Origin of the sequence: Pelagibius sp. CAU 1746 (assembly GCF_039839785.1) — a bacterium.
Lineage (GTDB): Bacteria > Pseudomonadota > Alphaproteobacteria > Kiloniellales > Kiloniellaceae > Pelagibius.
Genome location: NZ_JBDOQT010000001.1, coordinates 1,882,675 through 1,895,411, shown reverse-complemented (window position 1 = coordinate 1,895,411; position 12,737 = coordinate 1,882,675). Strand labels below are relative to the sequence as shown.

The 12,737-nt window shown below is 67.1% G+C and carries 11 protein-coding genes; all 11 read right to left on the bottom strand.

Going from position 1 to position 12,737, the window contains the following annotated elements:
* Positions 1–44: 44 nt before the first annotated feature.
* Entirely contained in the window at positions 45–722 is a 678-nt protein-coding gene (locus AAFN88_RS08945; RefSeq protein ID WP_347519935.1) for a hypothetical protein, read from the bottom strand.
* A gap of 98 nt (positions 723–820) precedes the next feature.
* Positions 821–1,852, bottom strand: a complete 1,032-nt coding sequence (locus tag AAFN88_RS08940; protein ID WP_347519933.1) for a sodium:calcium antiporter — start codon at positions 1,850–1,852, stop codon at positions 821–823.
* Positions 1,853–1,927: 75 nt separating this feature from the next.
* Positions 1,928–3,052: an ABC transporter permease gene (locus AAFN88_RS08935; RefSeq protein ID WP_347519932.1), complete on the bottom strand. Its 1,125-nt coding sequence runs from the start codon at positions 3,050–3,052 to the stop codon at positions 1,928–1,930.
* Positions 3,053–3,054: 2 nt separating this feature from the next.
* Positions 3,055–5,802 (bottom strand): ribosome-associated ATPase/putative transporter RbbA, encoded by a 2,748-nt coding sequence (gene rbbA / locus AAFN88_RS08930; protein WP_347519931.1) that lies wholly within the window; start codon positions 5,800–5,802, stop codon positions 3,055–3,057.
* An 8-nt stretch (positions 5,803–5,810) separates the two neighbouring features.
* Entirely contained in the window at positions 5,811–6,785 is a 975-nt protein-coding gene (locus tag AAFN88_RS08925) for an HlyD family efflux transporter periplasmic adaptor subunit (protein WP_347519930.1), read from the bottom strand.
* Positions 6,786–7,062: 277 nt separating this feature from the next.
* On the bottom strand, positions 7,063–8,079 hold the full coding sequence (gene cydB / locus AAFN88_RS08920) for a cytochrome d ubiquinol oxidase subunit II (RefSeq protein ID WP_347519929.1): 1,017 nt from the start codon (positions 8,077–8,079) through the stop codon (positions 7,063–7,065).
* Positions 8,080–8,092: 13 nt separating this feature from the next.
* Entirely contained in the window at positions 8,093–9,499 is a 1,407-nt protein-coding gene (locus AAFN88_RS08915) for a cytochrome ubiquinol oxidase subunit I (RefSeq protein WP_347519928.1), read from the bottom strand.
* Between the two features lie 236 nt (positions 9,500–9,735).
* Entirely contained in the window at positions 9,736–10,410 is a 675-nt protein-coding gene (locus AAFN88_RS08910; RefSeq protein WP_347519927.1) for an HAD family hydrolase, read from the bottom strand.
* Positions 10,394–11,371, bottom strand: a complete 978-nt coding sequence (locus AAFN88_RS08905; RefSeq protein WP_347519926.1) for an ATP-grasp domain-containing protein — start codon at positions 11,369–11,371, stop codon at positions 10,394–10,396. The genes AAFN88_RS08910 and AAFN88_RS08905 overlap by 17 nt, the downstream gene beginning before the upstream one ends.
* Positions 11,368–11,982: a GNAT family N-acetyltransferase gene (locus AAFN88_RS08900; RefSeq protein WP_347519925.1), complete on the bottom strand. Its 615-nt coding sequence runs from the start codon at positions 11,980–11,982 to the stop codon at positions 11,368–11,370. Before AAFN88_RS08900 ends, AAFN88_RS08905 begins: the two co-directional genes overlap by 4 nt.
* On the bottom strand, positions 11,979–12,734 hold the full coding sequence (locus AAFN88_RS08895; RefSeq protein ID WP_347519924.1) for a class I SAM-dependent methyltransferase: 756 nt from the start codon (positions 12,732–12,734) through the stop codon (positions 11,979–11,981). The genes AAFN88_RS08900 and AAFN88_RS08895 overlap by 4 nt, the downstream gene beginning before the upstream one ends.
* Positions 12,735–12,737: the final 3 nt, after the last annotated feature.

Here is a 12,737-nt window from a genome sequence, read left to right as displayed (position 1 = left end):
GGCTTCGACAGCCGGGCAACGTGGTGGATCACCGATCGGCACAGTCAGTTCGCGATCGCTATTTCGCGCGCTCCGACGCGCACTCTGTCGCCCTCCAAAGTCACCGGCGTTCCGGCTTCGGCTCCCAGGTTCATCTTGCCGATGGCGGTCAACTGCAGGCGTGTGGACCAGCGCTCGCCATCGAAGATCAGCATCTTGCGGGGTTTGAGGAACAGCAGCGTCGAGAAAATGCCGCTGCCGCCGCTCTTCTCCCAGGTCACGACCACCTGCGCGTCACTCGCGGTGCTGCCGATGAAGCGATAGCTGAACCAGCAGCCTTCGGGACAATCCTCCTTGGGCCGTTGCGCGGCGGAGGCGGCCCCGACCAGATCGATGCTGGCGCCGATGCGCCCCTCTTCATCCAGCGAAACCTCGAAGCTGTCGCCGCAGCAGAACTGGTTGGCGTCCTGTGCGGCCGCCAGGTCCACGGCGGTCACCACCGCCCGCGCGTCGGCGGGCAAACCGGCCAAGGCCTTGACGATCAGCGGATGAATGGCCCTGCCTTCGTAGACGAAGGCGTCGCGCAGGCAGGTCCGTGGCTTGCCGCAGCTCTCCAGGAGCTGGGTGACGACGGCCTCGGTGTCCTGCGCCGTGGCTCCCAACGGAGCGCCCAGACATAGGAAGGCCGCCAGGATAAAGGGCGGTACCCCCGGCAGGAACACCCTCCGCGCCGTAATTCTCATTCTCGTCTCCACGCCGAAAAACCTCTTGCCGCCCCTTGGTCGGTCCTAGGGGCCGCCGGGTTCAAAAATTAATCCGCCATCAGGATCGCGCAGACCGTTCACCCGGTCGCGACCAGAACGGCGGTGCCGCCCAGGTAGATGAGCAGGATCAAGAGGCTCTCGAAGCCGATGTTGGCAAAGCCGTACTTTTCCCGCCGCAGCAGGCCGAGCAGCAGAACCGCCGTCAGCATGATGGTCAGTGCGATGACGAAGACCGGCTGCTGCGAGGTGGCGTGGTAGATGGAACCGTCCCGGTAGGCGATGTCCGAGGCCGCCACCAGGATCACGTCGAAGGTATTGCCGCCGATGATGCCGCCGACCGCCAGCGTCAGGGCGCCGCGGCGCACCGCGGCCAGGGTGGTCACCAGTTCAGGCAGCGAGGTGGAGACCGCGGTCAACAGGGTGCCGACGATGGTTTCGGAAAGGCCGGTCTTGCCGGCGATGGCAATACCCGCCTGGCCCAGGGCATAGCCGGCGAGACCGACGATGACGAACAGAAGGCCAAAGCGCGCCAGAAGCACATAGAGCGCGCGGCCGCCCTGCGGTTCCTCGGGCACGTCGGTGCGCGTCTCCTCCGTCTGCTTCGGCCCCCACAGCGGCTCCTTGTGGGTTTGCGAGGCCAGCCGCATGCCGAAGAGGTAGGCGATGAGAATGACGAAGCTGGCGGGATGGCAGCCCAGCAGCGTCACCGGCGGCGTCAGCCCGGCAACCAGGGGGAGACTTAGGAGGCCGACCAGCAGCGCGCCCTGGGTCAGGTTGGTCAGCGAGGCCGCGGCGTGTTCCAGGTTGGCGCGGCGGTAGGTGATATCGGCGATGGCCAGGAAAGCGGTCTGCACGGCAATGCCGCCGACGGCATTGCTGAGCGCCAGGTCTGGAAAACCCTGCCATGCGGTGGAAACCGAGGTGACGAAGCCGGAAAGAGAGGTGCTGGCGCCCAGCAGCAGCCCGCCGGTGATCGCCTCGCCCAGACCGCTGCGGTCGGCCAGCCGGTCCGCGACCTGGGCCATGGCCGTGCCGGCCGCGGCGATGGCCAGGACTGTCACGCCGAAGACCGCGAAAGCGGCCCAGAGCGGTTGCGCCAAGAGATCCATCAGTTGCTCCCTGCCCTCCCTCTTAGGACGGCTGGCGCGCCGCCGCAAGTCGCGGGAAGCGATTTTCCGGTAAGCTCAGCCCTGCATTTCGGCGATGCTCCTGCGGAAGCGGAAGGCGGCGAAGGCGAAGAACAGTCCGCCGATGGCCGCCACCAGCGCGAACTGCGGCCAGACGACGTCGAATCCCGCGTCACGGAAGAGGATCGCCTGGGCGAAGCTCACGAAGTGCTTCGAGGGAACGCCCTCCATCAGCGCCTGGAGCCACTCCGGCTGGCTCTCGATGGGCGTCTCGCCCCCGGACAGCAGGTTCATGGGCAGCGCCACCAGCATGAACAGCAAGCCGAACTGCGGCATGGAGCGCGCAACCGTGGCGAGGAAGATACCCAGCGCCGTGGCGAAGAAGAGGTAGAACACCAGCCCCATGAGGAACAAGCCCCGTGAGCCTGCCACGGGCACTTGCAGCAGAGTCTCCACCACCAACAGCAGACAAAGCCCTACCGCAATCAGGATGACCAGCCCGTTGGACCAGACCTTGGCCATCATGATCTCGAAAGGCGTCAACGGCATGACCAGCAGGTGCTCGATGGTCCCGTGCTCGCGCTCACGGATCAGCGCCGCGCCGGTCAGCACGATGGACAGCATGGTCACGTTGTTGATGACCTGCATGATGCTGGTGAACCACGAGCTCTCGATATTCGGATTGAAGGCGTAGCGCGCCTCCAGGGCCACGGCGTTGCGGGGCGGCGCTCCACTGCCCAGGAAGGTGCCGATCTCCTGGCTGATGATCGACTGGATATAGCCGTCGCCGATGCCGGCCTGCATCATCGCCGTCGCGTCGATGTTGACCTGCAGTGCCGGATCGCGCCCGGCCAGCACATCGGCCTCGAAGTCCGGCGGGATCACGACCACGAAGGTGTAGGTGCCGAAATCCATGCCCGGATCGATCTCGGCGAAATCGATCATCCGCGGCTCCTGGAAGAAGGGCGGCAGAAAGGCCTGGCGGATACGCGCGGAAAGCTGCGAGCGGTCCTCGTCGACGATGGCGATGGAGGCGTTGCGCAGGTCGTGGGACATGCCGGTGGCCGCGGTGTAGATCGACAGCGAGAAGGCCCAGATCACGAGCGCCAGCAACACCACGTCGCGGCGCAGACTGAAGAGCTCCTTGACGCCCAGGTGATAGATGCTCGCAAGCCGGCCCATCCTCACAGCTCCTGCTTTCTCAGCAGCAGCAGGCTGACCGCAGTCAACACCGGAAAATACATCGCCAGCGCCAGAAAGCTGTCGCGCAGTTCGGCGAAGCCCAGCGCCTTGGTAAAGGTCCCCACGCAGATGGTCATGTAATAGCCCGTCGGAAAGACGTTGCCGAAGACCGCCGCACCGCCTTCCAGGGACGACACGGGCTGCATCATGCCGGAGAACAGGACCGACGGCACCATGGTGAAGATGGCCGTGCCGAAGAGCGCGGCGACCTGAGTGCGCGTGAAGGAGGAAACCAGCAAGCCGATCCCCGTGGTGGCGATCACAAAGAGCAGCGCGCCAAGGCTCAATGCCAGGAAGCTGCCCTTGACCGCTACGCCGAAGAGAAATACCGCCAGTGCCGTCATGACCAGGAAGTTCACCAGGCCGACAACGACGTAGGGCAGTTGCTTGCCGAGCAGGAACTCCAGCCGGGTGACCGGCGTCACGTAGAGGTTGGTGATCGAACCCAGCTCCTTCTCCCGCACCACGCCCAGCGCCATGAGGATGGCCGGAATGAAAACCAGCATAAGAACGATGTTCGCCGGCACCATGGCGTTCGCGCTTTCGAAATTCTGGTTGTAGCGGTAGCGCGACTGGATCTCGGCCGGCAGCCTCGGCGGCGCCAGGTCCGGGTTTTCCCGGCTCAAGTCGGCGAGATAGCCCCGGTGCAGGCCTTCCAGATAGCCCCTTACGGTCTCGGCGCGGAACGGCATCGCGCCGTCGATCCAGCCGGCGACCTGCGGCTGACGTCCTCGCAGCAGATCCCTACCGAAGTCCGGCGGAATTTCGATCGCCAGGGTGATGTCACCCGCCTTCAGGCGATGATCCATGTCCTCGTAGCTGTCGATCGGGGGGCGTTCCTCGAAGTAACGCGAGCCGGTGAAGCCTTCGAGATAGCGCCGGCTTTCCGGCGTCTTGTCGCGGTCGAAGGCGGCGTAGGTCAGGTTCTCCACGTCGAAGGTGATGCCGTAGCCGAAGACCAGCAGCAAGAAGGCGTTGCCGGCCAGCGCGAAGGCGAGGCGAATCGGATCGCGCAACAGTTCCCGGCCCTCGCGCAGGCTGTAGGCCAACAGGCGGCGCAGGTCGAAGCCGAAGGCCGGACGCGCCGCAGGCGGGGCGTTGCCCTCGCCCAGGGGAGAAACCCTCTCCGGCGCCGCCGCTGCCGCTCCCCCGTCCCCCGTCGCCTCTTCCAGGTAGGCGATGAAAGCTTCCTCGAGAGTTGCGACGCCGCGCGCGGCGGCCAGGGCATCGGGAGTATCGCTGGCGAGGACCTTGCCCGCGTGCATCAGCGAGACCCGGTCGCAGCGCAGCGCCTCGGTCATGAAATGGGTGGAAATGAATATGGTCACGCCCTGATTGCGCGACAGGTCGGCCAGCAGTTCCCAAAACACGTCGCGGGCCATCGGGTCGACGCCGGATGTCGGCTCGTCGAGGATCAGCACTTCCGGCTCGTGGATCACCGCGACGGCCAGCGACAGACGCTGACGGACCCCCAGCGGCAGGTCGCCGGAGAGCGATTCGGCATAGTGCGCCAGTTCGAAGCGGGCCATCAGCTCGTCGACGCGCGCCTCGATGCGCTGCGCGGGCAGATGAAAGAGGCGTGCGTGCAGCCGCAGGTTCTGCTCCACGGAAAGCTCGCCATAGAGCGAGAAGGACTGCGACATGTAGCCGACACGCTTGCGCGAGGCGATGTCGTGGGAGCGGGTCTTTTCGCCGAACAGCCAGGCTTCGCCTTCGCTGGGCGGCAGCAGGCCGGTCAGCATTTTCATGGTCGTGGTCTTGCCGCAGCCGTTGGAGCCCAGGAATCCGAAGATCTCCCCCCGCTCGATCTGGAAGCTGACGTCGTCCACGGCGGTGAAACGGCCGAACCGCCGGGTCAGGCCCTCAGCGACGATGGCCGGCGCGCCGTCGCGGCGCCGGCGCGGCGGAATCTCCAGCTTGCGATGCCCCCGGCGCCGTTCCTCCGGCAACAGGGCAATGTAAGCCTCCTCCAAGGTTGCCGCACCCTGAGCCCGCTTTATCTCCGCCGGGCTGCCGGCGGCCAGCACTTGCCCGTCGTTGATCACCACGAGGCTGTCGAAGGTCTCGGCCTCGTTCATGTAGGCAGTGGCGACCAGGACCGCCATGTCCGGACGTTCGCCGCGGATGCGCGCGATCAGTTCCCAGAACTGGCGGCGCGACAGCGGATCGACGCCGGTGGTCGGTTCGTCGAGGATCAGCAGGTCGGGGTCGTGAATCAGCGCGCAGCAAAGACCGAGCTTCTGCTTCATGCCGCCGGAAAGCTTGCCGGCGCGGCGGTCGGGAAAGGGGTCGAGCCCGGTGCTCTTCAACAGAGAGTCGATGCGCCGGCGCCGCTCCTTGGCGCCCTGACCGAAGAGACGGCCGAAGAAGTGCAGGTTCTCGGCCACCGTGAGATCCATATAGAGGTTCTTGCCGAGCCCCTGGGGCATGTAGGCGATACGCGGCTGCGTCGCCTCGCGGTGGCGGCGCGCGGCCATGTCGCCGCCCAGCACCTCGACGCGGCCCTCCTGGATCTTGCGGGCCCCGGCGATGAGCGCCAGCAGGGTCGACTTGCCGACACCGTCGGGGCCAATGAAGCCGGTTATGCCGCCCGCCGGCAGGCCCAGCGACACGGCCCGCAACGCCGCCGTCTTACCATAGCGATGGGAGACGGCCTCCAGCCTCGCAGCCAGCGCCTCCGCAGCCGCCATGGCCCGGGTCATTGCCCGGCGACCGCAGGCAGGCTGACGGCGAAGCGCTCCGGCCAGGCGCCGCCGCCGCCCAGCATGACATAGGCCTCGCCGGGCAGGCCGCTGCGCACCTTTTCGATGTGCTCGCGCAACAGCTCCGGCGCGATCTTGACCTTGATCCTGAACATCAGCTTCTCGCGCTCACTGCGCGTTTCCACCTCGCGCGGGGTAAACTGGGCCTCGGCGGAAATGAAGGAAACCTGAGCCGGAATCACGTACTGCGGCACGGCATCCAGGATGATGCGCGCCTCGCTGCCGACCAGCAGGCGGCCGATCTGCGCCGTCGGCAGGAAGATCGTCATGTAGACGTCGGTCAGGTCCAACAGGGTGATGACGCGTCCGCCGCTGGCCAACACCTCGCCGGGCTCCGCCAGGCGGTACTGCACACGCCCTTCGCGCGGCGCGGTGAGCGTCGAATCGTCGATCTGGGTCTGAATCAGCTCGGCCTGCGCCTCGGCCGCCTCGACGGCGCGCTGGGTGCTGGCCAGGCGCGCCCGGGCCGCCTCCAGAGCCGCCTTGGCGGTATCGCGCTCGGTCCGCCGCTGATCGGCAAGCTGCTTGGAGATATGGCCCTTGGCGACCAGCGCTTCGGCGCGCGCCAGCTCCTCTTCCGCGAACTTCAATTCGCTTTGCCGCTGCACGATCTGGGCGCGCGCCTCGATGACGTTCTCCTGCGCCTGAGCGATGCTGGCCCGGGCGGCGGCCAGGGAGGCACGCAGCTCGGCGGTGTCCATGCGCGCCAGCACCTGACCGGCCGCCACCATGTCGCCTTCGTTCACCAGCACCTCGGCCACACGCCCGGCGTATCTGGTGGCGACCTGGACCTCCTCGGCCTCGATGCGGCCGTTGCCGCTGGCGATATAGTCGGGAAGCCGGTCGTGGTTGTCGCGCCACCAGAGATAGCCCGCCGAGGCCGCCGCAAGTGCGGCCACAACGGCAATCAAAAGAAGACTTCTGTTCATCCGGAACCTTTCCGACCAGCGCAGCGGGGCCTTGGGCAAAGCCGCAAGATAAGCTCAGGCTCCCGAACCGCGCCCTCGCCGGCTCGAAACTACAATGGCGCGGAAGTTGCCGCAATGCGGCGCGCGGCAGCTCAGCGATGCATCTCACGCAGCGCGTTTCAGGCGGCCAGGGCCAGCTTGACGAGCAACCCCAGGGCAGCCACCACCAGCACTCCGGCGGCCCAGAGCGCGGCAAACCACAGCAAGCGGCGCAATGCGTTCATGGGTGGTCCTGGTGATAGCCTTCCTCTGGGTCGACCTTGCCGCGGAACACCCAGTAGGCATAGCCTGTGTAGAGCAGGATGATAGGAATCAGCACCGCGGCCCCGACCAGCAGGAAGGCAAGGCTGGCATCCGGCGCCGCGGCCTGCCAGATGGTGATGCTGGGCGGCACGATGTAGGGGTAGAAGCTGATGCCGATGCCGGCATAGCACAGCGTGAAGAGCCCCAGCGCGGCCAGGAAAGGCCGCAGCGGCCGATGATCGGTGAGCCCGCTGAACAACATCCAGGCGCAGGCCGCCACCAGGGCCGGCACCACCAGACTGAAGATCATCGTCGGCCAGGCAAACCAGCGCTCCAGGAATGCCGGGTTCAGGAAGGGCGTGGCCAGGCTGACCACGGCGATGAGAATCAGGGTGGCGACGGCACTGACCCAGGCAAAGTCCGTAGCCCGGCGCTGCAGCCGGCCTTCGGTCTTCATCACCAGCCAGGTGGCGCCCAAAAGGGCGTAACCGAACACCAGGGCGACGCCCGTCAACAGGCTGAAGGGGGTCAGCCAGTCCCACCAGCCGCCGGCATAGGCGCGGTCCGCCACCTCGATGCCCTGTACCAGTGCGCCCAGGGTGATGCCCTGGGCGAAGGCGGCGAGCAAGGAGCCGCCGGCGAAACCCCAATCCCAAAGGAACCTGCCGCGCCGGGTGCGGTGGCGGAATTCGAAGGAAACCCCGCGGAAGATCAGGCCTATCAGCATGGCGATGAGCGGCGCGTAGAGCGCCGGAAGGATGGTCGCATAAGCCAGCGGGAAGACCGCGAAGAGGCCGCCGCCGCCCAGCACCAGCCAGGTTTCGTTGCCATCCCAGACCGGCGCCACCGAGTTCATCGCCACGCTGCGGTCGCGGCCTTCGCCGATCAGCGGAAAGAGGATACCGATGCCCAGATCGAATCCGTCCAGCACCACATAGGCCAGCACCGAAAAGGCGATCAGAGCAGCCCAGATGAAAGGAAGGTCCAGTTCCATCGGCCGCGCCTCCTCACTCGGCCCGTCGGGGGCCGGGGGCCGCCATGGCGGGCCCAGGGGTGATCCCGGCGGCGCGCAGGGGCCCCTGATCCTCCGCGACCTTGGCACCGGGCGGGCGGGCCATCAGCCGCAGGACGTAGAAGGTGCCGGCGCCAAAAACCGCGAAATAGACCAGGATGAAGGCGAGCAGCGAGGCGCCCACCGCTGCGGCATCGAGCGGCGAGGACGACTGCGCGGTGGTCAAGAGGCCGTAGACCGTCCAGGGCTGACGCCCAACCTCCGTCGTCACCCAGCCGGCCAGCACGGCAGCGAAACCGGCTGGCGCCATGACCACGGCGGCGGCATGCAGCCAGGGCGACGCATAGAGGCGCCCGCGCAGGCGCAGGACCGCGCTCCATAGGCCGAGTCCCACCATGGCGAAGCCGAGCGCGACCATCACGCGGAAACTCCAGAACACCACGGCCGAGGGCGGACGCTCGTCCTTCGGCCAGGCCTTGAGCCCCCTCACCTCGCCGTTCCATTCATGGGTCAGTATCAGCGAGCCGAGATGGGGCACCTCGAGGGCGTAGCGCGTCTCCTCCGCCTCGTCGTCGGGCAGGCCGAAGAGGATCAGCGGCGCCCCCTGCCGGGTTTCCCAATGGCCTTCCATGGCGGCGATCTTGGCCGGCTGGTGCTCCAGGGTATTGAGGCCGTGCATGTCGCCGGCCAGCACCTGCAGCGGGGCGACCACGAGGGCCATCCACATGGCCATGGAGAACATCAGGCGCGCGCCGCGGTTGTCCCGGTCGCGCAGAAGATGCCAGGCTCCGACGCCGCCGACCACGAAAGCCGTGGTCAAATAGGCGGCCAGCACCATGTGGACGAAGCGGTAGGGAAAGGAGGGGTTGAAGACCGCCGCCCACCAGTCGGTCGGCACGAACTGACCGACCTCGTTCACACCGTAGCCGGCGGGGGTCTGCATCCAGGAATTCACCGAGAGGATCCAGAAGGCGGAGAACAGCGTGCCGACCGCGACCATCAGCGTGGCGAAGAAGTGCAGCTTCTCGCCGACCCGCTTCTCGCCAAACAGCATGACGCCCAGAAAGCCGGCCTCCAGGAAAAAGGCGCTCAACACCTCGTAGCCCATCAGGGGGCCGAGAATCGGGCCGGTTTTGTCGGAAAAGACGCTCCAGTTGGTGCCGAACTGGTAGCTCATGACGATGCCCGAGACGACACCCATGCCGAAGACAACGGCGAAGATCGTCTTCCAGTAGGCGAAGACCTGCATGTAGCGGCCATCCCGCGTCCACAGCCAGAGGCCCTCCAGCACGGCGAGATAACTGGCCAGGCCGATGGTGAAGGCGGGAAAGATGATGTGTGCCGAGACGGTGAAGGCGAACTGCGCCCGCGCCAGGGTGAGAGCGTCAAAGAGATCGAACATGCCAGGGCGACCCTCAACTGCCGTTCACAGAGAAGCCGCAGACTGCCACCCGAAGTGGATGGTGCGAAGCCGACGCCTTGTCGCTGGGCGCTTTTGCCGCAGCGGGCGCCGAATAGTACCCTATTCGGCGCAATAACATAAGTGGCCGCCACGCAGCCGCCTGCCGCGGCGGCGGGACCGGCATTCCTAGCGGCGCCCCGCAGCCGCGCCCTGCCGAAGCCGGCCGGGGCGGCCGCTTAGCCCGCGAAAATCTCGTCCAGCGTGCCCGGCAGCGCATCCAGATCACCGATCCGGTAGCGCGCGTCGTAGCCGGGTTTGGCCTCGACATCGCGGTGCAGCCCCGTCAGAACCCGCACCGTGGGCATGCCCTTCCTGTTCAGGTTCACGAAATCCTTGGCGGGGTTGTCGGCCACATAGACCATGTCGCCCCAGCCGCAGCCCTCGGCGGCGCGGATCCGCTCGAAGCAGTAAGTCGACGGCTTGGCGTGACGCAGGCCGAAACGGTGGGTGATCATCACCCGCCTGAAACGGGGCCAGAGGCCCAGAGCCTCGACCTTGTTCTCCTGGACGACCTTGTGACCGTCGGTCACCAGATAGAGCGGCGCGCCGCCTTCGTAGCGCTCGAGCGCCCGCCGGGCCGCCGGGAACAGCGACAGCGACGGCTTGTGATGGCGGTAGGCCTTCACCAGGGCCTCGACACCGCCCTGCGTCCGCTTGCCGTAGCGCTCCAGCAGGGCATCGAAGATGCGGCCGCGCCCCTGGGCCTCCAGCACCTCGACCATGAACCCGAAAGACTCGGCGGAGTCCCAGCCGAAGACCCGTTGCGTGTGGTCGGCGACGGCCCGCAGCCCGCTCTCCACGTAACTGCGCTCGTCGTAGAGCGTGTCGTCGAGATCAAAGATCAAAATCATGCAGGACCACGTCTTCGGGCAGCCGCACCTGGCGCAGTTCGCCCTCGATGCGGTGGAACGCGGGGGCGGCGTCCGGAGCGTGCCGCTCGGCGAGACTCCAATAGAGCATGTCCAGGCCGGCGGCGATAGAGGCGGTCGAGGCGCCGCCGAAGCGGCAGTTGCACTCGATGACCCGCAGCCCGCCGCCGGGTGGAACGATGGCCTGCATCACGGCGGGACCGCGCAGGTCCAGCGCACCGAGCACCTCAAGGGCGGCGGCCTCCAGCGCGGCGTCGCGAAACGTCGTAGTGATCTGGGACTCCCCGCCGACCACGCAGTCGCGGCGGCGCAGGACGAGGCCGCGCGGCACGCCGGAACGATCCATCCAGGCGTCTATACTGATTTCTCCGCCGGGCTCGAAGGGCTGAAAGATCGGGGCTTCCAGGCCGCGGGCGTGATCCAGCGCGGCCGCGCGCGGCAGGTCGATCCCGATACTCCGTGACCCGGCGCCGAAGCGTTCCTTCACGACGAAACGCTCCCCCACCAGCCCGTCGAGGGCCGTGGCCGCCGGGATGAAGGGCAGGCCCCGCGCCTGCCCGAAGTCCGCGAAGGCCAGCTTGTCGAGGCAGCACCCGACGCTTTCCGGCGCCGAAACGATGACATCGATCCCGGCCTCGGCGAACAGTGTCCTGGCCTCTGCCCAAAAAGCCAGTTCCCCGTCGCGCGTCGGCAGCACGGTGCCGATGCCACGTTGGCGGCAGCCTTCCATAAGGCTCTGCGGCGTGGTGCCGTTAAGGCGGGGCAGCTGCCAGAAGCCGTCGGCGACGTAGCGCGCCGGAGCCTGCGGGTCGATGTCACCGGCGATCACAGCGGCACCGGGCACGGCCCGGGCGGCCGCCGCCTTCATGGCGCGGACCAGCGGCGCCTTGCGGGCCGCGCTGGTGATCAGGATGTTTGCCGCCGGGCCGCCCACAGGCGTCACTCCGCCGCGTCGTCGCCGGCCAGGCAGCCGTGCAGCAGGGCGTCCGTCGGGCGCCCGCCGATGATTACGTGATGGCGCAGGCAGCCTTCGCGCCGGAAACCGCAGGCCTCCAGCGTCGCGATGTGGACATGGCGGATGGCGTAGGTCTCGGTATGCAGGCGGATGAAGCCCAGGTCACGAAAGGCCAGCTCCTTCATCAGCTTCAGGAACTGCGCGAAGAGCGCGCCCAGTTCCGCGTCGCTGCGCGGCACCGCCGGATCCAGCAGGAAGGATATCTCCGCGCGGCGGTGTTCCCAGGCGATGTGGACCAGCCCGCCGTAGCCGATCGGCTCGCCGTCCTCCAGATAGATCAACAGGATGTTGCGCGGTTCGGCCGCTTGCTTCGTTGGCCAGATCTCCCGCGCATAGTAGTCCGCCTGCTGCTGCGGCGAAATCGGGGCGGCCTGGCGCAGCACGTCGATCTGGGCGTTGCGCCACCGGCGGATCGCCTCGATGTGCGCCGGCTCGACCGCGCGCACCGCATAGCGGCCGTCGGCGATCTCCGCGCGCGGCATGCAGCGGTAGCCCCCGCCGCCCTCCGCCTGTGCTGCGCTGAGGCCGGCCTTGCTCATTCCACGACCAGATAGGAGGTCAGCGGGCTCGCCGGATCGCGCCGGATGGCGTAGCGCGACAGCCCCAGCACCTCCTTCAGGGCCAGGGTCTCGCCCGGGAACTCCGGCATGTTCAGCTCGTCGAAAGCCAGCACGCTGCCCTTGGTCAGGTGCGGCTGGATTGCCTCCAGGCAATCGCGCGTCGGCTTGTAGATGTCGAAGTCGAAGTAGGCCAGCGCCACGATGGTCTCGGGGTGCTCCTTCAGATAGGCCGGCAGCGCCTGCGTCGCATCGCCCTTCACCAGCTCGAACTTCCGCTTGTGCGGGATCGGCGAATTGGCGTTGTGGAAATCCAGGATCGACTCCAGCTCCGCCGCCCAGTCTTCCGAAACACTGTAGTCGCCGGCCTTGGCGTGGCCGCCGTCCTGGGGCGCCACCGCGGGAAAGCCCTCGAAGGTGTCGAAGCCGATGATCCTGCGGTTGTGGTTGTAAGGCTCGTGGATGCCCCTCAGCGAGGAGAACAGGGCCATGTTCTGACCCCAGCGCACGCCGAACTCCATGATGACGCCGTGCACAGGCACGATCATCTCGTAGAGCTTCTGCATGAAGTTGATGCGCGACAGGGTCTGCCGGGTCAGAAACAACCCGATGTTGTCCAGCAGTTCGGCGTCGGGGATCGGCGCGCCCCGCAGCTTGTCGACCAGGTCCTGCTTGCGGTCGGTCTCGCTCCGGGTCGAGCCCACCAGCGTCCGGATCTCTTTCTTGGCCGTCATGGA